Origin of the sequence: Rhizobium sp. IBUN (genome assembly GCF_000510625.1) — a bacterium.
In the GTDB taxonomy this organism is placed as follows: domain Bacteria; phylum Pseudomonadota; class Alphaproteobacteria; order Rhizobiales; family Rhizobiaceae; genus Rhizobium; species Rhizobium altiplani.
In genome coordinates, this window is the sequence record NZ_AZNV01000027.1 from 60789 (window position 1) to 83675 (window position 22887).

The window sequence follows — 22887 nt, forward strand, 5'->3', positions numbered from 1 at the left end:
CCAGAAACAAAAGAAGCCCGACGCGCGCCGGGCTTCTTTTCAATCATGTACTCTGCCTCAGTCCTTCTTGACCGGCGGGATCGGGCGGATCGCCAGTTCGCGCAGCTGCGTCGGCGTTGCCGGTGTCGGTGCGCCCATCAGCAGATCCTGCGCCTGCTGGTTCATGGGGAACAGCGAGATCTCGCGCAGGTTCTTGGCGCCGACGAGCAGCATGACGATGCGGTCGATACCGAATGCGGCACCACCGTGCGGAGGCGCACCGTACTGGAAGGCGCGGTAGAGGCCGCCGAAACGATCTTCCACGTCCTGCTGGCTGAGGCCGACCTTCTCGAAGGCGGCGACCATGGTTTCCGGCGACTGGTTACGGATCGAGCCCGAAGCGATTTCGAAGCCGTTGCAGACCGCGTCGTACTGATAGGCCTTGATGCCAAGCGGATCCTGGTTCATCAGCGCGTCGAGGCCGCCCTGCGGCATCGAGAACGGGTTGTGGGCGAAGTCGATCTTCTTTTCTTCCTCGTTGTATTCGAAGAACGGGAAGTCGACGATCCAGCACAGCTCGAAGCGGTCGCGGTCGATGAGGTTCAATTCGTCGGCGGCGCGGTTACGGGCTTCGCCTGCGAACTTGTAGAACTTGGACGGCTCGCCGGCGACGAAGAAGCAGGCATCGCCCGCATCAAGGCCAAGCTGCGTGCGGATCGCTTCGGTGCGCTCCTCGCCGATGTTCTTGGCGAGCGGGCCGGAGCCGCCGATCTTGCCGTCTTCTTCCTTCCAGAAGATGTAGCCGAGGCCGGGCTGGCCCTGGCTCTGCGCCCAGGCGTTCATACGGTCGCAGAATGCGCGCGAGCCGCCGGTCTTTGCCGGGATCGCCCAGATCTCGACCTTCGGGTTCGAGGCGATCATGCCCGCGAAGACCTTGAAGCCAGAGCCGGCGAAGTGATCGGTGACGGCTTCCATGACGATCGGGTTGCGCAGATCCGGCTTGTCGGAACCGTACTTGCGGATCGCCTCGTCGTAAGGAATACGCGGCCATTCCTTGGTGACTGGCTTGCCTTCGGCAAATTCCTCGAAGATCGAGGTCATCATCGGACCCATGGTGTTCCAGATGTCTTCCTGCTCGACGAAGCTCATTTCGAGGTCGAGCTGGTAGAACTCGCCCGGCAGGCGGTCGGCGCGCGGGTCTTCATCGCGGAAGCACGGGGCGATCTGGAAGTAGCGGTCGAAGCCGGCGACCATCAGCAGCTGCTTGTACTGCTGCGGCGCCTGCGGCAGGGCATAGAAGGTGCCGGGATGAATGCGTGATGGCACCAGGAAGTCGCGCGCACCTTCCGGCGAGGAGGCCGTCAGGATGGGCGTCGTGTATTCGGTGAAGCCAATATTGCCCATCTCGCGACGCATGGCAGAGATCACCTGCGTGCGCTTGACGATGTTCTTGTGCAGCGTTTCGCGGCGCAGGTCGAGGAAGCGGTACTTCAGGCGCACGTCTTCGGGATAATCCGGCTCGCCGAAAACAGGCAGCGGCAGTTCCTTGGCGGCGGAGAGAACTTCGATCTCCTGCGCATAGAGTTCGATCTCGCCGGTTGCCATGTTCTTGTTGACCGTGTCTTCGGTGCGCGCCTTCACGAGACCGTCGATGCGGATGACCCACTCGCCACGAACCAGTTCAGCCTGCCTGAAGGCCGGAGAGTCCGGATCGGCGACGACCTGTGTAATGCCGTAGTGGTCGCGAAGGTCGATGAAGAGAACGCCGCCATGGTCACGAACACGATGGACCCAGCCGGAAATCCGGACGTTCGCGCCGACATCCGACTTGCGGAGGGCTGCACATGTGTGGCTGCGATAGCGATGCATAATCTCAATTCCCGGTATTTGGCTTAAGACGGCAGCAAGGGGCTCTGATGGCTCTCCCGTACCGACAAGAAAATCGGGCGGAAAAGCGCATGGACGGCCTGATTTGTCAAGGGTTGGCGCACCGAGTCTGCGCTTTGCGAGCGGTTATAGCAGCAGTGCAACCCGTGCTGGTGAACAGCCGTGCGGCAGTTTAACAGCCTCGCACCATATTGCTGAAACTCTCGGTCAACTTTAAAGAGGAGCGATATCGTTCGTGTGGAGCCTCGAAATGCCTCTTCTCACTCGCCGCAATCTGCTGAAAGCGTCTGCAGTCGCAGGTGCCTACGGCGTAGGGATCGGGATCGCGGGCAAGTTCGGGCTGGCGGAGGCTGCACCCGCGCCGCAGGTGCTGAAGGCCGTGAAGACGACCGCTGGTATCACCGACGCAGGCATCACGAAGGAAATCATGACCTGGGGCGATGGCGGCATGCCGCCCATCTTGCGAATGACGAAGGGGAAGCCTTTTGCTGCCAGGCTCACGAATACGCTCGACGAGCCGACGACGATCCACTGGCACGGTCTGAGAATCGCCAACAAGATGGACGGGGTGCCTTTCCTGACACAGCCCTACGTCTATACCGGCGACAGCTTCGACTACGCCTTCACCCCGCCGGATGCCGGCACCTTCTGGTACCACCCGCATTGCAACACGCTGACGCAAATGGGTCACGGCATGACAGGCCTTCTCGTGGTGGAGGATCCTGATGACCCCAAATTCGACGCAGAGGTCTTGCTCAACCTGCGCGACTGGCGCCTCGGCGGCGATGGCCAATTCATTGCGGCTTTCCGCCCGCGCGACGCGGCAAAGAGCGGCACCTACGGCACTGTCAGGACAGCCAATTGGCGTCAGGAGCCCCAATATGATGCGCCCGCCGGCGGCCTCGTTCGGCTGCGGATCGCCGCGACCGACGTCACCCGCATCTTTTCGTTGAGGATGCAAGGGGCCGAGGCGACGATCATCGCGATCGACGGCAATCCGGTGCCAAAACGTTTCTCGCTCGATCTGCTGCTGATCGGCCCCGGCCAGCGTCTCGATCTCGCCGTGCGGATGCCGGATAGCGAGGGCGCCATTGCCGCGCTTGAAGACATCCGCGGTACAACACCGAAGACGATCGCCAAGCTTCGAGCCGTCGGAACATCGCTGAAGCGCAATGTCGGCGATCTCGCCGCGCTCGGCGAGAACCCTGTGGCCAAGGCCGACCTGTCTTCCGCAGAGAAGATCCCGCTTGTCCTCAGCGCCACGGCAGAAAGCGGAGCGGCCGACAGCATCTGCGGCACGCTGGGCTACAACTTCTGGGCCATCAACAAGGTGCCGTGGCCGGGTGATGGGCCGGATCCGACGGCGCCCCTGGCAGAGCTGAAGCTTGGCAAAAGCTACATCCTGCAGCTCGAAAACGTGACGCCGCACACGCACCCCATCCACCTGCACGGCATGAGTTTTACGGTCCTGTCGTCATCGACGCGGGATGTCACGCCCCTTGTCAGCGACACTTATCTCGTCCAGCCTGACGAAAAGGTGCAGCTCGCCTTCGTGGCCGACAATCTCGGCGACTGGGTGCTGCATTGCCACATCATCGAACATCAAAAGACCGGTATGACCAGTTATGTTAGAGTTGTTTGACTGGTCTTTGCGGGTTCTAGTTGACATATCCGGCCGAAAGGAGAAGGAAGGTTCAACTATGTCTATCCTGCGAATGAATTGAGATGATCGAAACTACCGCCGATTTGGAGGCGGCCTGCAAAGAGCTGGCCAAGTCAGAATTCATTACCATCGACACCGAGTTTCTCCGAGAGACGACGTTCTGGCCGGAACTCTGCCTGATCCAGATGGCAAGCCCGACGACCGAGGTGCTGGTCGACCCGCTCGCCAAGGGTCTCGACCTCCGGCCGTTCTTCGAGTTGATGGCCAATCCGGCCGTCCTAAAGGTCTTCCATGCCGCGCGCCAGGATATCGAAATCATCTACAACCGCGGCGGGCTGATCCCGCATCCGATCTTCGATACGCAGGTTGCCGCGATGGTTTGCGGTTTCGGCGACTCGGTCTCGTACGATCAGCTGGTCAGCCGCACAAAGGGCGTTCAGATCGACAAGTCCTCGCGCTTCACCGACTGGAGCCGCCGGCCGCTTTCTGAAAAGCAGCTGGACTATGCGCTTGCCGACGTGACGCATCTGCGCGACGTCTACCGCTATCTCAAATCCGAGCTGGAACGCGAAGGGCGATCCTCCTGGCTCCGAGAGGAGATGGACATCCTCGAGGCGCGCGAGACCTATGACATGCATCCTGATGATGCGTGGCAGCGCCTGAAAATGCGCCTGCGCAAGCCACAGGAGCTTGCCATCCTGAAATATGTCGCCGCCTGGCGCGAGCGCGAGGCCCGCTCCCGCAACGTGCCGCGCTCACGCGTATTGAAGGATGACGCGATTTACGAGATCGCCCAGCAGCAACCGAAGGACGCCGAAGGGCTCGGTCGCTTGCGAACGATCCCCAAGGGTTGGGAGCGATCGGCTGCCGGCGTAGCTGTCATCGACGCCGTCAATGCGGCCCTTGCCTTGCCAAAGGCCGAAATGCCGCACGCCCCGCGGCAGACGCAGCAGCCGGAAGGTGCTGCCGCTGCCGCCGAACTGCTTAAGGTCCTTTTGAAGCTGATCTCGGAAAAACACGGCGTCGCTCCGAAGGTCATCGCCAACAGCGAGGATCTCGACAGGATCGCAGCGGAAGGTGAAATGGCAGAGGTCGCGGCGCTGCACGGCTGGCGCCGGGAGCTTTTCGGCGAGCCGGCGCTGCAGCTTATCCAGGGCCAGGTCGCTCTCCGCTTCGTCGGCAAGAAGGTGGAGACGGTGGCGCTCTAAGCGCCATCAAGCGGACTTTTTTCGCGCATAGTCATCGCCAGATCGATTTGATCCAGGGACGCCGGCTTGGCGCGCCTTTCGGAAGCTCAGTAGTGTTCCTATATGGCTTGAGCACCCCCGGCGACACGGCACCGCGAAAAGGACGACATGAGGGAAATATCTCCAGTTCAGAACTGGTTGTTGATCGCGCTTGTTATCGCTGCGAGCGGCGTTCTCTACGACATGCGCTTCTACGGCGGCCATCCCTTCGTGGGCGCAACCTTTGCGCTGTTCATCGGCATGCCGATCATGGCCTTCGAGCGCAAGGTGATCCTGCGCGGCCTTTACCGGCGCATGCAGGCGTTGCCGACGGTGACGTTCTTCCTTGCCAAAATCTTCGCCTACGAAATCCTGATGAGCATTGGGTTCGCGGTCGCCGGCCTCTCCATGTGGTGGCTCGGCGTCTTTAGTCCGGCATCTTGGGTCAATGCCGTTGTTCTGCCCTTCGATGCCTTTCTCTATGCACTCGCCGTCTGTTCGCTCATCATCTTCGTACTGCGCATTCGCGAACTACTGGGGCGCGACATCTTCACGAGCATGCTTTTTAGCCGCTACCGGAAGCCGATCAGCGAGGAGCGCGTCTTCTTGTTCATAGACCTGGTGGATTCGACGTCTTTCGCAGAGAAGCATGGCGACCTCCGCGCGCAGCAGATGCTGAGCTCCCTGTTTGCGGCCTTCGCGGAGCCCGTGAGAAAGCACAGGGGCACCATCGACGACTACATAGGCGACGCCGCCATCATCAGTTGGCCATTGGAGCGCGGGATCAAGTTCGCGCGATGCGTGAACTGCATCTTCGACATCATCGGAGCGATAGAGGCGGATGCCGAGAACTGGTTGAAGACATACGGCCAAGTCCCTCGCCTGCGCGCCGCTCTCCACGGCGGTACGGTTATCACGGCCGAAATCGGGGTCGACCATCACAAGATCACCTATTTCGGCGACACCGTGAACACCGCCTCCCGACTTGAATCGCTCTCAAAGACGCTGAACCGGTCAGTCCTGATCTCGAGCGACCTCGCCCAGCGGATCAAGATGCCGGAGACCATCTCGGCTGAGGATCTTGGAAGCCACGCCGTCAAGGGCCGCGGCCAAAGCCTCGGCATCATTGCTCTTGCCAAGGCGGACAACCACAAGACGTCACCAAAGCTTCATGCAAGCGTCAACGCACCGACATGAAAGCCTTGGTATTCGAGACCCGCATTCCAATCATTGGGGGTTTCGATGAAAAATACTCTTCTTGCTTCTGTTTCATTTCTTTTTTTGATCGCCGGTTCAGCCGCCGCTGACCAGCAGGAATTTCCGGCAAAGCTTGCAAGCCAGGCCATTCTGCCCGCCAACACGCTCGTGGCGGCTCCCGCCGATGCGCCAGAGTTCCTCAAGCATTCCGGCAGATTCACCACTGCTGACCGCAAGCGCACCGAAGCGCTCAACAGCGTTCCCGGCAAGGACGGCGCACGCGTGACCGATCTGAAACTGCCCTTCGATGGGCAGCCGATCCAGGGCTTCTCCGGCATCAAGAGCATGCCGGACGGCACGTTCTGGACGCTCTCGGATAACGGCTTCGGCGCCAAGGCCAACTCCAGCGACGCGATGCTCTTCCTGCATCAGGCCAAGTTCGACTGGCAGGCCGGCAAGGTCGATGTCGTCAAGAACCTCTTCCTCTCCGATCCGGACAAGAAGGCCCCCTTCCCGATCGTGCTCGAAGGCGCCGAAAACCGCTATCTGACGGGTGCGGACTTCGACATCGAATCCGTGCAGCCCGTCGCAAACGGCTTCTGGATCGGCGAAGAATTCGGACCGTACCTTCTCAAGTTCGACACCGAAGGCCGCCTGACCGACGTTATTGCGACCACGGTCGATGGTAAGCCGGTCATGTCGCCCGACAATCCGGTGCTTTCCATCCAGGCAAACCCGACCGCGAAGACGCCGGTCTTCAACCTGAAGCGCTCGGGCGGCTTTGAAGGTCTTGCTATGTCCAAGGACGGCAGCAAGCTCTATGGCCTGCTGGAAGGCGCGCTTTATCAGGACGACGGCAAGATGGAATCGGTTGACGGCCACACCGCCATCCGCGTCATCGAATTTGACACTGCTTCCAAAAGCTGGACCGGTCGTACGTGGTTCTACCCCTTCGAAGACAAGGGCGTTTCGATCGGCGACTTCAACATGCTCGATGGCTCGACCGCACTCGTGATCGAGCGCGACAACGGCGCTGGCACCAAGGACAAAGCCTGCGCCGATCCCAAGCAGCCGAAGCCGGATTGCTTTGAAGCCCCAGCCGAACTCAAGCGCATCTACAAGATCGAATTCAACGACGCCAACGTCGGCAAGGCTGTTCGCAAGATCGGCTACATCGACCTCCTGAACATCAAGGACCCCGACAACAAGAAGAAAGCCGGCAGCAAGGATGGCGTCTACGACATGCCGTTCGTGACGATTGAGAACGTCGATCGCGTCGATGCCACGCACATCATCGTCGGCAACGACAACAACCTGCCCTTCTCGGCCGGCCGCGCCGTCGATAAGGCCGACAACAACGAATTCAGCCTGCTTGAAGTCGGCGAACTTCTGAACGCGAAGTAAGTCTCGGGCTTCGCCAAGAAGCCCCGCTCGGAAGGGCGGGGCTTCATTTACCGGAATGCTCGATCTACGGACGTTCGAAAGTTCGGCTCAGCGCTCGGTCGCGCCCTTTCCGGCGATAATGTGATCGCGAAACTTCACAATGCGTGACGTGCGCGTAACGGACGTCTTCGCCCCGCTGAGATTGATCACGTAGCTCTTCTGTCGCCCGGGCGTCAATTCGTGAAAGGCTTCTGCAAGTTCAGGGTCGGAATCCAATGCCTCGACCAACTCGTCAGGCAATTCGAGTTCGCTTTCTTCCTTTGGCGGTTTAATGCCTGCCTCTGCATATCCCATCGCCTCCTTAAGGTAGGACAGGATGACAGGTTCCATCTTTGCCACTTGGGCGTTGTCCACAAAGCGGATCATGTCGGGATGCCGGGTATTCGGCCCCTGCTTCTCGAGAACGCCTTCGGGATCCTTCATGAGCGCTGCGTTGAAGAAAGTGGCGCGAAAGTCGCTACGAAAGGCACCGAGGATCACGATATTACGGCCTTCGTGCATGTAGCAGGGATGCGCCCATTTCACCGTCTCGACGAGCCCGGCCTCGAGGCAAATTCGGCGAAGGTCGTTCAGGCCGTCGATCCATTGCCGCGTCGAACAGTCCGGAGTCGCAAAGCGCTCGCAGCGTCCGCATCCCTTCGTGAAGAAGTCCTCGATATCTGTGATCATGTCTCTGCCCGCATTTCGTTTGTGTCATTGGCCAGTTGAAGCATGTCAAACAGATACGTCAACCTAGCCGATAGCCGCCGGACTGCGCTACGCTGCATGCATCGGCAATATTGGCGGGCCAGGCATCGGGGCATGCGGTCTCCCGCTATCCGCAGCGCCAGCCTTCTGATCACCGGACGTCGATGGGCCATCCGTTGGTCGGCTTTCGCGGAACGTCAGTTCCGCGCCGAGTGCTATTCGAAGCGGAAAGCCAGACGCTTGTCCGCCAGCTTGGCAAGCTGCTGCAGCCGGCCATCGAGACGCTCACCTGCAAAGTCGTGATATTCCGCCGGCACTACGAACTCCAGGTCGAGATCGGGCTTGGACGATTTCTGGAAGGTGAGATTGCGCACGACGCCGGGCATCGATGCCGAAAAGAGATAGACGACACGCAGCAGGCCGCCGAGGAGCTTGGCGCGCTCGATAAATCGCGGCGTTGCGATCGTACCAAGAGGCCCCGTGGCGCCGTCGTCATAAGGCCCTTCGAACCTGTAGTAGTTCGTCAGCGCAATGAAGGCGCGGCCAGGATGGCTGATGCCGACAAAGGATGAGTGAGCGATAATGTTCAGCGCCTGCAGGCCGCGGTAATCGGGATGCGCGCGCCAGCTGATGTCGGCAAGCAGACACGCAGCCTGGCGATAGCGCGCCTCCTCTTCCGTCTCCGTGATGCCGAAATAGGGCATCATGCGGCCCGTCCAGTCCGCCAGCTCCCTGGCGTGTTCCGGCGAACGGGCGCGCAGAATGGCGAGTTCGCCAGCGGCCGCCAGCAGTGGATCGCTGCGGCGCTCGCTCTCGGAGAGCAATGAATAGAGGTAGCCTTCGCGCACGCCCTGCCCCGAGAACGAGATGACAGAGGGTTTCATCGCGGTCAGGACTTCCTTCATGGCAACCGCGCCGAAGGGAAGCAGCGCGCGGCGATGCTTCGAAACGGCCATCCACGCAGGATCCTTCGAGTCCTTGGCAATCTCCACCTGATCGAGGAATTGCATCATCGCATCGAACGGAACCTCATAACCCTGCATCATGTGCAGCGGATATTCCGTCATTTCCATGTGCAGCTTCGCGATGTTTCGCCAGGTACCGCCAACGGCATAGAAAGTGCGCCCAGCCCCCTTCGCCAGCAGCTTGGAACTTGTTTTCACATGCTTGCGAGCAAACGTCCTGGCCTTCTCCATCGAGCCGCCGGCATATTCGGACAGACGAAGCCCACCGAGCGGCAAGGTAACCCCCTTGCCGACTTCCTTGCCCTTGATGTCAATCAATTCCAACGAACCGCCGCCGAGGTCACCGGCAATACCGTCTGGCGCATAGAAGCCGCTGACAATGCCGAGGGCGGAGAATTTCGCCTCTTCCTCGCCGGAGAGAACGCGGACCTTGCGCTGAAGAATGGTCTCGGCCTGATGGATGAAGTCGGGGCCGTTCGATGCTTCGCGGGCAGCCGCGGTCGCGAGAACGTACATGGTGGCAGCGCGCGCCTGATCGGACAAAGCCTTGAAGCGGTGCAAAGCCGCCAGAGCGCGCTCGACGCTTGACTCGTCCATCTTTCCGGTCAGCGCGATGCCCCGTCCGAGGCCGCACAACACCTTTTCGTTGAAAAGGATCGTCGGCGATCGGGACATGCCTTCATAGATGACCACACGGATCGAGTTCGACCCGATGTCGACGACGGAGACCGGGGCAATACCGGGAAGGCGCCCCTGGGCTTCTGATTCAACCATGCAGGTCCAATATTACTTGTTGTTTCGGCCAGAAAGCAGACCGGCGATCAGCTTGGGTGCACTGGATTTCAAGGCTTCGCCACGGCCGGACAGGCTGGGGTTGGTCATGAAATACTGCTGCGCATTGAACGGCTCTTCGCCCTTGCGCACTTCCATGCGCCTTGACGTTCCGTCGGGCAATATCTCGTAGCTTTGCTGGTTGTCAATGATATTGCCGAGCATAATCTGTGACAGGACCTGCTCGTGAACCGTCGGATTCTTCAAGGGCACCAGCGTTTCGACCCGGCGATCGAGGTTACGCGGCATCATGTCGGCCGAGCCGATATAGACCAGCGCCTTGTCCGACGGCAGCCCGTGACCATTGCCGAAGCAGAAGATGCGGCTATGCTCCAGGAAACGGCCTACGATCGATTTCACGCGGATATTTTCAGAGAGACCGGCAACTTGTGGACGCAGGCAGCAGATGCCGCGGATCACGAGATCGATCTCAACGCCGGCGCGGCTTGCCGTGTAGAGCGCGTCGATGATCTCCGGGTCGACAAGCGAATTCATCTTCATCCAGATCGCCGCCGGCGCACCACCCTTGGCGTGTTTGATCTCCTCGTCGATGTGACGAAGGATTCGGGTGCGTAGCGTGTAAGGCGAGACCGCAAGCTTCATGCTTTCTTCCGGTTCGCCATAGCCGGTAATGAAGTTGAAGATGTTCGCCATGTCGTGGGCGACCACCGGATTGCACGTGAAGAACGACAGGTCGGTATAGATCTTCGCGGTGACCGGATGATAGTTACCGGTGCCGAGATGGCAGTAGCTGCGCAGCTTGCCCTCTTCCCGCCGGACGATCAGCGACATCTTGGCGTGGGTCTTGAGCTCGATGAAACCGAAAACGACCTGTACGCCGGCGCGCTCCAGATCGCGGGCCCAGCGAATATTTGCCTCTTCGTCGAACCGTGCCTTCAGCTCCACCAGAGCGGTGACAGACTTCCCGGATTCGGCCGCGTCGATCAGCGCACGCACAATCGGGCTGTCGTTCGACGTGCGGTAGAGCGTCTGCTTTATCGCCAGGACGTCAGGATCGCGCGCAGCCTGGAGCAGGAACTGGACCACCACGTCGAAAGACTCGTAGGGATGGTGAACCACCATGTCCTTTTCGCGGATGGCAGCGAAGCAGTCGCCGGCGTGCTCGCGGACGCGTTCGGGAAATCGCGCATTGTAGGGGGGAAATCGAAGGTCGTCGCGCGGTGCCTTGGTGATCTCGGAGAGAGTGTTCAACGCAAGGAGGCCCGGCAAAACCGCGACGCGATTGTCGGGAACGTTCAGCGCCTGCACGACGAACTGGCGCAACGACGCCGGCATTTCGGAATCGGTCTCGATGCGGATCACCGATCCACGGCGGCGGCGCTTCAGCGCGGTTTCGAAGAAGCGCACGAGGTCTTCGGCCTCTTCCTCGACTTCGATATCGCTGTCGCGGATGATCCGGAACGTACCCGAGCCCTGCACTTCGTAGCCGGGATAGAGCCGGTGAATGAAGACGTTCGTCACGTCCTCAAGCGTGATGTAGCGGATCGTATTGCGATCATCCGGCAGGCGAACGAAGCGGTCGAGAGCCGGAGGCAGGCGCAGCAGCGCTGTCATCGGTTCGCGGCCGCTCTTGCTGACAAGCTGCAGGCCGATCGAGAAGCCGAGGTTCGGGATGAAGGGGAACGGATGCGCCGGGTCGATGGACAGCGGTGTCAACACCGGGAAGATCGCCTGCTCGAATTCTGTCGCGAGCCACGCGCGATCGGATTCGCTGAGAGCTCCCGGACGCACGATCAGGATGTCTTCCTTGGCAAGGTACTGCTGGAGCACGGCAAGCGATGCCTGCTGCTCCATCTGCAGATTGTCGATCTCCTGGAGGATAGCATCGAGCTGTTCGGCCGGCGTCTTGCCGTCCGGCGAGCGCATCATAATATTCTGACGTACCTGCCCTTCCAGACCGGCAACGCGCACCATGAAGAATTCGTCGAGGTTTGCGGCCGAGATCGACAGGAAGCGGACCCGCTCGAGCAGGGGATGCTCAGTGTTCAGCGTTTCCTCGAGAACACGGCGATTGAACTGCAACCATGAGAACTCGCGGTTGATGAAGCGCTCGGGGCTGGCCAGCAGTTCTTCTAGCGAAGGCGCAGTCTCATCGGTTTCCGGAGTGGGTTCGTGATGCTCCGTGACTGCGCTGTCCATGGTCTGATTGTCCCGTTTCATTCGGCCAAGCGAATTATATCAGTTTCACGACGGAACTGTGACAGTCAATCCGACGGTTCCGAATTACCCAATTCATTCAACACTTCAGCGGCCAGAGCTCGGGTAATCTTTGTGCCGCGAGAGAGGGCGAGCCGGTCCAGCCTGTCGACGATCGTCTGAGCCGTATTCAGCGATCGTTCCATCCTGACAACGATATAGAGGACCAGTTTGTCATCAATATAAAGCTGGCGGTCTGCAAACAACTTTACCATGACCTGCGACAGCAGTTCCTCGTCCGGCTCGCCAATCTCGACGACGGTCGCGGCCTTGAGGCGCGAGCGCAAATCCGGCAGCTCCACCGGCCACGACATGGGCCAGAGGCGGCTTGTCATCAGAAGGCTGTGGCCGTTCTCCCGCACGCTGTTGATGACATGGAAGAGTTCGTTGTCATCGAACCCTACCCGATCGACATCCTCGAAAAGCACGGGACCGTTCGCCGCATCAATAGCCGCGTTGGCGCCGGCCTTCGGATGGATCTCTACGGCGCCGCTATGGTCCTTCCAGATATTCGCGAGATGCGATTTTCCCGAGCCCACCGGACCGGCGAGGATCACCACGGGAGAAGGCCAATTCGGCCAGGCATCAACGATGGAGACCGCAGCGGCAAGCCGTTCCGAGATCAAGAGATCATCGCGCCCGGTCGCAGCATCGTGCGAAAAAGCCAAGGGAAGCTGCTCGACGGCGGCGCGCCTTGGACCAGCGTTTTTCACATCAGTCATTGGGATCAGCTTTTGTCTTGCCGACCTGGCCCTCTTTCGAGTGGCCGGCATAAAGATCGCTCTGAAGGTAGCGCGAAAGGGCAAAGCGGACAAGCACGCCAACGGCCGCTGCCGCCGGTACGGCAACCAGCAGACCGACAAAGCCGAACAGCGCACCAAAGGCAAACAGGGCGAACATCAGCCACACCGGATGCAGCCCGACACTGTGGCCTACCAGCTTCGGCTGCAGGATGTTGCCTTCCATGAATTGGCCGCTGAAGAAGACCGCGAGCACCGCGCCGACCCAGATGTAGTCCGGCCAGAACTGAACGATGGCAACGCCGACGGCAAGAACAAGCCCCACCAAGGAGCCCACATAGGGAATGAAGCTGATCATGCCCGCAAACAGGCCGATCAACAGGCCGAAGTTCAAACCGACCAACGACAGGCCAACCGCATACCAGACGCCCAGGATCAGGCAGAGCGAGCCCTGCCCGCGGATGAACCCGGCGATCGCCTGATCGATTTCACGCATGATCTGGTGGACGTTCGCCACGTAGTCGCGGGGAATGTACTGATCGACCTTGGCGATCATGCGGTCCCAATCAAGCAGCATGTAGAAGGCCACGACGGGCGTAACGATCATCAGCGAGATCACGTTGACGACGGCAAGGCCGGAACTCCAGACCTGGCTGAAGAGACCGGTGAGCAATCCAAATCCCTGCGACAGGATTTCGGAGAAGTTGTTCTTGATCGTCCCGAGCTGGTTCCTCACCCAATCCGGCATGAGGGAGTTCTGCGAGTTCGTGATAAATGACTGCAACTGCTCGATGTAGCCCGGCAGGCGACCGGCAAAGTCGCTGAACTGGCTCGCCAAGACCGGTATCAAAATCATCAGGGCCAGCACGATCATGATGATGAAGGCGATCAGTATGACGATCGTCGACATGAGGCGGCTCAGCCCAAGGCGTTCCAACCGGTCCGCGACCGGATCGAGGAAATAGGCCAGTGCCATCCCGGCCAGGAACGGCAACAAGATCGAGCTGAAGATGAAAAGGAAGCCGATGAAGAAGGCAAGCACGATCAGCCAGAAGATCACCTGGCGCTTCAGACCTGCCCCGCTAACCTGCTGTGGCATCACATTCCCCGCTGATCGACTGTCTCGATCTTTCGCATCATACAGATGCAACCTTTCGAGCACATAGGATGTGGCCGAGAGAATGGTCAACCCCGGCGCTAAAAATCCAGAGGGCCTGCGTCAAAAGAGCGGGAAATTGGGGCATTTTCCATGCAATCCCTTGCATGTAGGCCCGTGTCATGCAATGGCGACCCAAATATTGAGGCGGTGACATTTCCCGCCCCCGCGCAGCCATCGGAGAGCAGTATGAGCCAGTCTGGAAAAAACGGCCTGACCTATAGCGACGCAGGCGTCGACATCGATGCCGGAAACCTTCTGGTGGAGAAGATCAAGCCGGCTGTGCGCTCGACGCGCCGTCCGGGCGCGGACGGCGAGATCGGCGGCTTCGGCGGTTTGTTCGACCTCAAGGCTGCCGGCTTCACGGATCCGGTTCTCGTTGCCGCCAATGACGGCGTCGGCACCAAGCTGAAGATCGCCATCGACGCCGATTATCATGATACCGTCGGCATCGATCTTGTCGCCATGTGCGTCAACGATCTTGTGGTCCAGGGCGCAGAGCCGCTGTTCTTCCTCGACTACTTTGCGACAGGCAAGCTCGATCCCGACCAGGGTGCGGCGATTGTCGAGGGCATTGCTGCCGGCTGCCGAGACGCGGGTTGCGCGTTGATCGGCGGCGAGACTGCCGAAATGCCGGGCATGTACTCCTCCGGCGACTACGACCTTGCAGGCTTTGCCGTCGGCGCTGCCGAGCGTGGCCAGCTGCTGCCGTCAGGCGACATCGCCGAAGGCGATGTGATCCTCGGCCTTGCCTCCTCAGGCGTTCACTCCAACGGCTTTTCGCTGGTGCGCAAGATCGTCGGGATTTCGGGCCTCGCCTGGGATGCCCCGGCTCCGTTCGCGGAAGACAAGAGCCTCGGCGAAGCGCTGCTGACGCCGACCCGCATCTATGTAAAGCCGCTGCTGAAGGCGATCCGCGAAACCAAGGCCATCAAGGCACTGGCGCACATCACCGGCGGCGGCTTCCCGGAGAATATTCCGCGCGTCCTGCCGAAGCACCTTGCAGCCGAGATCGACCTTACGGCCGTGAAAGTTCCGGCCGTCTTCTCCTGGCTGTCGAAGACCGGCGGCGTTGAAGCCAATGAAATGCTGCGCACCTTCAACTGCGGCGTCGGCATGATCGCAGTCGTTTCGGCTGAGAACGTCGCAACCGTCACTGCCGCTCTTGAAGCTGAAGGCGAGACGGTCGTAACGCTCGGCCGGATGATTGCCCGCGCCGAGGGCGCGGCCGGCACGCTCTACAAGGGTACGCTCGCCATATGACGACGTCACGCAAACGCGCCGTCGTCTTCATCTCCGGCGGCGGTTCCAACATGATGGCGCTGGTCACCGCTGCCAAGGCTGCCGACTATCCGGCGGAAATCGTCGGGGTGATCTCCGACAGGGCCGATGCCGGAGGGCTTGCCAAGGCGGCAGCCGAGGGCATTCCGACCTTTGCCTTCGTTCGCAAGGATTATGCCAGCAAGGAAGCGCACGAAGGAGCGATCTTTGCCGCTCTCGATGAGCTATCGCCTGACATCCTCTGCCTTGCGGGATATATGCGGCTTCTGAGCGGCACCTTCATCCAGCGCTACGAGGGCCGGATGATAAATATCCACCCTTCCCTGCTGCCGCTGTTCACGGGTCTGCATACCCACCAGCGAGCGATCGACGCCGGCATGCGGATCGCCGGCTGCACCGTGCACTTCGTGACCGAAGGCATGGACGAGGGCCCGGTTATCGGCCAGGCCGCCGTTCCGATCCTCTCCAACGACAGTGCAGAAAGCTTGGCCGCCCGTGTGCTCACCGTGGAGCATCAACTCTACCCGCAAGCGCTGCGGCTCCTTGCCCACGGCAAGGTGAAGATGGAGGGCGGCAAGGCCGTCAGCACCGGCGCTGCGGCAGCGCCGGCGGAACGTAGCAGCGTTATCTCGCTGATCGGCGAAGGGGCCTAAAACACGGCGCGATCTTTTGGTTTCGCTTGCCCTACTTTAGTTTTTTGCTTTCACGCATGTGTTTGTCCTGAAAGCGGTTCCCCACTTTCGGAGACATGCTCTTGGCCTCAGGCGGCAAGCGCCCGAGGCTGGTGCAGAGTGCCGTCGCTGTAAACGAAACGGCCTTTGCGGAACGTCGCGCGGATGCGGTGCACGTCGCCGGCTTCAACAACCACGAGATCCGCCTGCTGCCCAACGGCGATCTCGCCGCGATCCAGAAGACCTGCCGAACGCGCCGCATTACGGGTCGCCATGGCAACGGCGTAAGGCAGGCTCGTGCGGTCGGCAATCTTTAAGATGCCGGGCACGAAGGCCGCGGGATGATAATCGGCAGCGATGACGGTCAGCAGGCCAGCGGCCGCTGCATCGATCGCACTGAGATTGCCGGACATGGACTGGCCGCGCAGGGCATTCGGAGCCCCCATCAGCGTCCAGAGACCGCGATGCCGCGCTTCTTCCGCCGCCGGAAGCGTCACCGGAAATTCGCTGATCGTGACACCGAGATCGTGCATTTGCGCGACCTTCTCGGCGCTATCGTCATCGTGGGAGGCGAGCGACAGCTTGTGTTTCAGGGCGAGATCGACGACCTGTTTCAGCTTGATCTCGATCTCCGGATTGTTGCGCATCTCGATGCGCTTGGCGACCATCTCGGCGGCCATCTCCTCGGAAATGGCCCGGCGCTCGGCAATACTCAGGATGTAGCTCTGGATGTTGTTATACTGCCCCTGCCCCGGTGTATGGTCGGTCAGCGAGACCATGTCGACGTGGCCGGCTTCAAGCAGCTTCTCGAGCGCCGGCGCGGCACCGAGGTTGGTGATCTCATAGCGCGCATGGACGCGGTGATCGATAAGCAAATCATCCTGGAGTCGGTTGATACCCTCGATGACGGCCGAGGTGGTCTCAAGCGAGCGGACATGGCCGTAGACGCTTTCCGTTGCGAAGGAGACGGCGGCAAACGCCGTCGTGACGCCTGCAGCGGCCAGCTTCTTATCCAGTTCATGGATGCTGAAATCGATCGGCATCGGCGCATTCGGACGCGGCGCGATCTCGCGCTCCACCATGTCGCCGTGAAGGTCCACGAAGCCCGGCATCAGCAGGCGCCCACCACCATCGATTGCGGTGTTGGCGACCGGTTCCGGCCTGATTTCAGCGATTACGCCGTCCTCGACGCGCACCGAGCCGTGGCTCACGATCTCATCTGGAAGGACGAGAGTAAAATTGCTGAGCCACATCGGTTTTTCTCCAAGCGCGTATTTATGACAAGGCGGAGCGCATAGCGCTGATTCATGACATCGGTGTGAACGACGAACCGCGCATGATTGAACCTGCGGCTATCGCAGCGACCCGCGGTTCAATGTGGCCCATTGCAGCAACGCAATCGTCTTCAGATCAACAATTTCCCCACGCTCGATCATCGCCATCGCCTTGTCGAGCTGCACTTCCAGAACTTCAATATCTTCGTGCTCGTGAGCAAGGCCGCCGCCATCCGATACCCGATCGGTGGTGTCGAACGTCGCGGCGAAGAAATGCAGCAGTTCCATGCTCGAGCCCGGCGAACTGTAGGCCTTGAAAAGGAAGCGCACATCGCGGACGCGAAAGCCGGTTTCTTCTTCAGCTTCGCGGCGGATCGCCACTTCCGGGGCATCACCATCCAACAGCCCTGCCGGGGCTTCGATGACCCAGGCCGGCTCACCATGCAGGAAGACCGGCAGCCGGAACTGCCGCACGAGGACAACGGTGTCTCGATTCGGATCGTATAGCAGGATCGTCGCCGCCGGCGTGCGATGGTAGACCTCGCGCTGCAGCCGATGCGTCTCGCCGTCGGAATCCGTATAGTCGATCTGGAAGTCGCTCAGGCGCGTCCAGCCGTTCGAGAGCGTCTTTTCATCAACGATCTCGGCTTTTGCCTTGTCAAATTTCGTCATGCAACATCCCTGCGGAGCCAGACCTTGTTGTCGTGGACCGCTGCGCCGCCATAGGGCGCGACCGGATCGGCGCCGGTCAGCACGTTGATCCCTTCACCGTCGATATGCGCCTTGTTCGGCCAGAGGCCTTCGGCAATCAACACGCCCGGCTTGACCTCCTCGGTGACGCGCACATGGATCCGAAGGTCGCCACGGTCGTTTCCGATCCGCACGAGGTCGCCATGCTCGATGCCGCCTGCCGTCGCATCGGCGGGGTTCATCATCAGTTCCGGCCGCCCTTCCTTCTGGCGCGAGGTCTTCGTCTCGGAGAAGCTGGAATTCAGGAAGTTGCGCGCCGGCGACGTTGCCAAGCGGAACGGATGCTCGCTATCGGCAAGCTCGATAACATCGACCTGATCCGGAAACGCCGGCAGCTGCTTGTATGGTCCGAGAGCACCGACAGCGGCCGGCGGCTTGTTCGGCGCAGGGCCGTCGACCCAGTCCGGGCGGAAATGGAACTTGCCGTCAGGATGCGCGAAGCCCTTGAGGAAATGCGCATCCTCGAAATCCGGCTGACGGTCGAACCATTTGTGTTCGAGGAAATGGTCGTATCCCGGCAGGTTGCTGGCTTCGAGAAGCCGATCGATCATTTCGCGGGCCGTGAAACCGAAACCGGGACGATCGGCGACACCGAGACGCTTTGCCAGTTCTTCGATCACGAACAGGTTCGTCCGGACGGTCTCCGGCGGCTCAACCAGCTTAGGGCCGAGCAAAATGTGGTTCTGGCCCCCGGCGCGATAGATATCGTCATGCTCGACGAACATCGTTGCTGGAATGACGATGTCGGCCATCTCGGCCGTCTCCGTCATGAACTGCTCGTGCACCGCGACAAAGAGGTCCTCGCGAGCGAAGCCGCGTTTCACCAGCCGTTGTTCGGGGGCGATGTTCACCGGATTGGTGTTCTGGATCAGCATTGCCGTCACCGGGCCGCGATGGCGCAGCGCCACGGCATCGCCAGTCAACGCGCGGCCGATCTGCGACTGGTCGATCATGCGGATATCCGCATCCTTCATCGCCTTGCCGGTCAGTTCCGCATTGTTCATGCGGAAGATATCGCTGTTGGAATGGAAGGCACCGCCGCCTTCGTATTGCCAGGAGCCGAGCACCGTCGCGATCGAGGCCGCCGCATGCATGGCAACCGCGCCATTGCGCTGGCGGGTAAAGCCGTAGCCGAGGCGGAAATAGGTCTTCTTCGTTATGCCGACGAGGCGCGCGAAGGCTTCGATCTCATCGACGGAAAGGCCGGTGATGGCGGCGGCCCACTCGGGCGTCTTCGTCCTCAGATGCGCTTCAAGGCCGGCAGGATCGTCGGCATACTTTGCCATGTACTCGCGATCGGCATAGCCGTCGCGGAAGGCGATGTGCATGACGGCGCAGGCCAGCGCGGCATCCGTACCCGGCTTGACGATCAGCGCCATGTCGGCCTGCTTCATCGTCGGATTGTCGTAGATGTCGACCACGACGATCTTGGCGCCGCGCTCCTTGCGGGACTTGATCGCGTGGGTCATCACGTTGACCTGGGTGGACACCGCATTCGTGCCCCAGATCACGACGCAATCGGTGCCGCCCATCTCACGCGGGTCGGGTCCGCGCAGCGTTCCCGTCGCCATGGTGAAACCGGTCCAGGCCGGGTTGGTGCAGATCGACGAGAAGAAGCCGGAATAGCGCTTGGCGTGGCGCAGGCGCTCGATCGAGTCGCGCTGAACCCAGCCCATCGTTCCGGCGTAGAAATAGGGCCAGATCGCTTCGCCGCCGTCCCTGGCTTCCGCCTTGACGAAGGCTTCGGCGATTTCATCCAGCGCATCGTCCCAGGAAATCTGCTGCCACTGCCCTGCCCCCTTGGCGCCTGTTCGGCGCAGCGGGTGCATCAGCCGGTCCGGATGATAGAGGCGCTCGGCGTAGCGCGCGACCTTCGCGCAGATCACTCCCGAGGTGTAGCTGTGATTGTTTGCTCCGCGCACACGGCCTATGCGGCCATCGTCGCCGATCTCCACCTCCAGCGCGCAAGTGGAGGGACAGTCGTGCGGACAGGCGGTGTGACCGAGCCTGACATTCGACTTGGCGGATTTGGCGTGAATGGGGGTCGCAATGTTCATGGCTTTTCTATATTCGAACCGGAAACCGGCCAAAAGCCACAAATGTCGTCGATCAGGCGAATTCATCACGGGCATCAGCGAAAATGAACTACCGCCATATCTACCACGCGGGCAATTTTGCCGATGTGCTCAAGCACGCCGTCCTGGCGCGACTGATCCGCTACATGCAGAAGAAGGATGCGGCCTTTCGCGTGCTCGACACGCATGCCGGCATCGGGCTTTACGACCTCTCCTCCGAGGAGGCTCAAAAGACCGGTGAATGGAGCGAGGGCATCGGCAAGCTCCTGGACACAGAGCTTGCTCCACAGGTCGCCGAGTTGCTGGAGCCCTATCTATCCGCCGTGCGTGAGCTAAACGCGGAGGGCGGCATCCGCCTTTATCCCGGCTCTCCAAAGCTCGCCCGCATGCTGTTTCGACCGCAGGACCGGCTCTCCGCGATGGAATTGCATCCGGAGGACTTTGCCCGGCTGCATCGGCTTTTCGAGGGCGATCATCAGGTGCGGATCACCAAGCTCAACGGCTGGCTCTCGCTCGGCGCACACCTGCCGCCGAAGGAGAAACGCGGCATCGTCCTGGTCGATCCGCCGTTCGAGGAAGATGGCGAATACGAACGCCTTGCGGATGGTTTGGCGAAAGCCTATCGCCGCTTCCCCGGCGGCACCTATTGCCTGTGGTATCCGCTGAAGAAGGGGGCGCCGATCAAGGAATTCCACGAGGCGCTGCAGGCCCTCGACATTCCGAAGATTCTCTGCGCCGAGCTCATCGTCCGCAGCGACCGGAGGATCAACGGATTGACCGGCTCCGGCCTGATCATCGTCAATCCGCCCTTCACGCTGAAGGACGAGTTGCATGCGCTTCTACCGGCGCTCAAGGACCATCTTGCACAGGATCGCTACGCGTCGCATCGAGCGTTTTGGCTGCGCGGCGAAACCAAGGCGGCAAAGGACGATTGACCGACTCTAGCTGGCGCGAAATAGTCGCGCCAAGACATGACAGTATGGAAGAATGACCATGAAGATCCTTTGCGCACCGACGTCTCCCTATTCCAGCAAGGTGCGCATGGCGGCGCGCTATCTGGAGCTCGACGCCATCGAAATCCGAGTGGATACCAATGCCGGCCCAGCGATCCTGGTCGATAACAATCCGCTCGGCAAAATCCCGACACTGCTAACCGACGATGGGCTGTCAATCTTCGACAGCGTCGCGATCATGCACTATTTCGACCGGCTGAAAGGCAAAAAGCTCTACCCTGCCAAGAACGGCAAGCGGACCGAGGCGGAAATCCTCGAGGCACTATGCGACGGTATCTGCGATTGCCTGCTGGCGATCGTTTATGAGCGGCGCTTCCGCGACGAGGAAAAGGTCCACCAGCCGTGGATCGACCGGCAGTGGAAGAAGGCCGTCAGCGGCTTGAACCATCTCAGTGTGCACCTGCCAAAGATCGGCAAGCGGCTGCACGGCGGCCACTTCGCGCTTGCCGCCACGCTCGGGTATCTCGATCTGCGCTTCAAGGAACAATGGGAAGCCGATCATGCCGAACTGATCGGCTGGGGCCGCGAATTCGAAAAGAAGTTTGCCGCCTACGGCGAACTGAAACCTCAGACCTGAGACGTTCCCTTGTCGGCCCTGACGAAATCGATGAAGGCCCGGAGCGCCGTCGGCAATTGCCGGCGGCTCGGATAATAGAGGAAGAAGCCCGGATAGAAAGGGCACCAATCTTCCAGCACGCGTATCAGCCTGCCCTCTGCGATCGCCGCTTGCGCCTGCTCTTCGAAAAGGTATCCGAGACCGCAACCGCGCAGCACGGCATCCTGGATAGTGTCCTGATCGCCCAATGTCAGGGGACCACTGACTTCGATCTCCAGTTCGATGCCGCCGCGCTCGAACTCCCATCGATAGAAGGCGCCACCGGCAAAGCGGTAGCGCACGCATTCGTGGTCACGCAGATCGTGCGGCATCAACGGACGGTTCCGGCTCTCGAAGTAGCTCGGCGCGGCAACTACCGCAAAACGGTGGCGCGGACCGATCGGCACCGCAATCATATCGGCCTCGATGCTTTCGCCAAAGCGCACACCGGCATCGAAGCCCGATGACACCATATCGATCAGTCCGTCATCGATGACAATCTCGACCTCGACGGATGGATAGGCCTTCAGGAAACGAGAGACGATCGGCAACAGCACAAGCTTGGTGGAGACCCGCGCCGCATTGATGCGCAGCTTGCCATGCGGTTGGCCGCGGAAGCTGTTGAGATCGTCGAGGGCTGCATCGATGTCGAGGAATGCCGGTCGGATACGGTCGTACAGTCGCTCGCCGGCCTCGGTCAGAGCTACGCCTCGGGTCGTCCGGTTGACGAGGCGGACTGCCAACCGTTCCTCGATTGCCCGCAGCGCGTGACTGAGGGCAGACGCCGTGACACCCAGTTCGACCGATGCCTTCCTGAAGCTTCGGTGGTTGGCGATCGCCAGGAAAATCGCAAGATCGGTCGAACGGACACGTTTCATTGATGAATTTTTCTCAGCACCCTATGAAACACAACGTAAATTCTCTCAGTTATGCCAATACGCTACCTTCACTCCGTAAGCAAATCGCAGCGCAACTGACAAAGGAGGTGACATGAAAGAGGTCGCCTCTGGAGAGAACGGATCACTGAGATGCAGGTGATGATCGAGGGACAGTCACGCTTCCAGCCTTTCGGCTTATCCTGTTGGGGTTCGGAAAATCTCAACAGGGGAGTTGGAAGCATGACTGCCTCCTATGATTACCATATCGGCGTCGACTACCACAAATCCTATAGCCACCTCGTGGTGCAGGATTCGGCTGGCAAGACGCTGCGCTCCGGCCGGGTAAAGAACGATCGTCA

Annotated in this window: 18 protein-coding genes and 1 pseudogene; 9 read left to right on the top strand and 10 right to left on the bottom strand. The window is 60.4% G+C overall.

Annotated elements, in window-relative coordinates; translation table 11 throughout:
• Positions 1-57 precede the first annotated feature (57 nt).
• Entirely contained in the window at positions 58-1848 is a 1791-nt protein-coding gene (aspS, locus tag RHIBUN_RS0122430; protein WP_018116885.1) for an aspartate--tRNA ligase, read from the bottom strand.
• A gap of 268 nt (positions 1849-2116) precedes the next feature.
• Between aspS and RHIBUN_RS0122435 the strand changes: the two genes are divergently transcribed.
• From RHIBUN_RS0122435 to RHIBUN_RS0122450, 4 genes are all read left to right on the top strand, one after another.
• The gene (locus RHIBUN_RS0122435) at positions 2117-3508 is read left to right on the top strand and encodes a multicopper oxidase family protein (RefSeq protein WP_025661236.1); all 1392 of its coding nucleotides are present in this window, start codon (positions 2117-2119) and stop codon (positions 3506-3508) included.
• Positions 3509-3591: 83 nt separating this feature from the next.
• Complete coding sequence (rnd, locus tag RHIBUN_RS0122440) at positions 3592-4737, top strand: ribonuclease D (protein ID WP_018116883.1); 1146 nt, start codon at positions 3592-3594, stop codon at positions 4735-4737.
• Positions 4738-4884: 147 nt separating this feature from the next.
• Positions 4885-5952 (top strand): adenylate/guanylate cyclase domain-containing protein, encoded by a 1068-nt coding sequence (locus RHIBUN_RS0122445; RefSeq protein ID WP_025661237.1) that lies wholly within the window; start codon positions 4885-4887, stop codon positions 5950-5952.
• A 45-nt stretch (positions 5953-5997) separates the two neighbouring features.
• Entirely contained in the window at positions 5998-7356 is a 1359-nt protein-coding gene (locus RHIBUN_RS0122450; protein ID WP_025661238.1) for an esterase-like activity of phytase family protein, read from the top strand.
• 87 nt (positions 7357-7443) lie between these two features.
• Here RHIBUN_RS0122450 and RHIBUN_RS0122455 read toward each other — a convergent pair whose 3' ends face one another.
• From RHIBUN_RS0122455 to RHIBUN_RS0122475, 5 genes are all read right to left on the bottom strand, one after another.
• Positions 7444-8064 carry a YdeI/OmpD-associated family protein gene (locus tag RHIBUN_RS0122455; RefSeq protein ID WP_025661239.1) on the bottom strand — a complete coding sequence of 207 codons (621 nt, stop codon included), beginning with the start codon at positions 8062-8064 and terminating at the stop codon, positions 7444-7446.
• Positions 8065-8297: 233 nt separating this feature from the next.
• Positions 8298-9821 carry an exopolyphosphatase gene (gene ppx / locus RHIBUN_RS0122460; RefSeq protein ID WP_025661240.1) on the bottom strand — a complete coding sequence of 508 codons (1524 nt, stop codon included), beginning with the start codon at positions 9819-9821 and terminating at the stop codon, positions 8298-8300.
• Between the two features lie 12 nt (positions 9822-9833).
• On the bottom strand, positions 9834-12038 hold the full coding sequence (locus RHIBUN_RS0122465) for an RNA degradosome polyphosphate kinase (RefSeq protein WP_025661241.1): 2205 nt from the start codon (positions 12036-12038) through the stop codon (positions 9834-9836).
• A gap of 65 nt (positions 12039-12103) precedes the next feature.
• Complete coding sequence (hdaA, locus tag RHIBUN_RS0122470) at positions 12104-12817, bottom strand: DnaA regulatory inactivator HdaA (RefSeq protein WP_018116877.1); 714 nt, start codon at positions 12815-12817, stop codon at positions 12104-12106.
• Positions 12810-13934, bottom strand: coding sequence for an AI-2E family transporter (locus tag RHIBUN_RS0122475; RefSeq protein WP_018116876.1), 1125 nt, complete (start codon positions 13932-13934; stop codon positions 12810-12812). Before RHIBUN_RS0122475 ends, hdaA begins: the two co-directional genes overlap by 8 nt.
• A 246-nt stretch (positions 13935-14180) precedes the next feature.
• On the opposite strand from RHIBUN_RS0122475, the gene purM reads away from it, so the two are divergent.
• Both purM and purN read left to right on the top strand, forming a co-directional pair.
• On the top strand, positions 14181-15254 hold the full coding sequence (purM, locus tag RHIBUN_RS0122480) for a phosphoribosylformylglycinamidine cyclo-ligase (protein ID WP_018116875.1): 1074 nt from the start codon (positions 14181-14183) through the stop codon (positions 15252-15254).
• On the top strand, positions 15251-15925 hold the full coding sequence (gene purN / locus RHIBUN_RS0122485) for a phosphoribosylglycinamide formyltransferase (protein ID WP_018116874.1): 675 nt from the start codon (positions 15251-15253) through the stop codon (positions 15923-15925). The genes purM and purN overlap by 4 nt, the downstream gene beginning before the upstream one ends.
• Before the next feature lie 107 nt (positions 15926-16032).
• On the opposite strand, the gene RHIBUN_RS0122490 is transcribed toward purN, so the two are convergent.
• The 3 genes from RHIBUN_RS0122490 to RHIBUN_RS0122500 all read right to left on the bottom strand — a co-directional run bounded on the left by RHIBUN_RS0122490 (position 16033) and on the right by RHIBUN_RS0122500 (position 20024).
• A complete protein-coding gene (locus RHIBUN_RS0122490; protein ID WP_025661242.1) occupies positions 16033-17196 on the bottom strand; it encodes an alpha-D-ribose 1-methylphosphonate 5-triphosphate diphosphatase in 1164 nt (387 codons plus the stop codon).
• Positions 17197-17295: 99 nt separating this feature from the next.
• Positions 17296-17889: an NUDIX domain-containing protein gene (locus tag RHIBUN_RS0122495; RefSeq protein WP_025661243.1), complete on the bottom strand. Its 594-nt coding sequence runs from the start codon at positions 17887-17889 to the stop codon at positions 17296-17298.
• Positions 17886-20024, bottom strand: a complete 2139-nt coding sequence (locus RHIBUN_RS0122500; RefSeq protein ID WP_025661244.1) for a molybdopterin oxidoreductase family protein — start codon at positions 20022-20024, stop codon at positions 17886-17888. Before RHIBUN_RS0122500 ends, RHIBUN_RS0122495 begins: the two co-directional genes overlap by 4 nt.
• 83 nt (positions 20025-20107) lie before the next feature.
• Here RHIBUN_RS0122500 and RHIBUN_RS0122505 point away from each other — a divergent pair, with 83 nt between their 5' ends.
• Both RHIBUN_RS0122505 and RHIBUN_RS0122510 read left to right on the top strand, forming a co-directional pair.
• The gene (locus RHIBUN_RS0122505) at positions 20108-20977 is read left to right on the top strand and encodes a 23S rRNA (adenine(2030)-N(6))-methyltransferase RlmJ (protein WP_025661245.1); all 870 of its coding nucleotides are present in this window, start codon (positions 20108-20110) and stop codon (positions 20975-20977) included.
• Positions 20978-21035: 58 nt separating this feature from the next.
• A complete protein-coding gene (locus tag RHIBUN_RS0122510) occupies positions 21036-21632 on the top strand; it encodes a glutathione S-transferase (protein ID WP_018116869.1) in 597 nt (198 codons plus the stop codon).
• Here RHIBUN_RS0122510 and RHIBUN_RS0122515 read toward each other — a convergent pair.
• Positions 21623-22528 (bottom strand): LysR family transcriptional regulator, encoded by a 906-nt coding sequence (locus RHIBUN_RS0122515; protein ID WP_025661246.1) that lies wholly within the window; start codon positions 22526-22528, stop codon positions 21623-21625. The two genes, RHIBUN_RS0122510 and RHIBUN_RS0122515, sit on opposite strands and share 10 nt — an antisense overlap.
• Before the next feature lie 150 nt (positions 22529-22678).
• On the opposite strand from RHIBUN_RS0122515, the pseudogene RHIBUN_RS37430 reads away from it, so the two are divergent.
• Positions 22679-22887: pseudogene (locus RHIBUN_RS37430) on the top strand (IS110 family transposase); the annotation flags it as partial.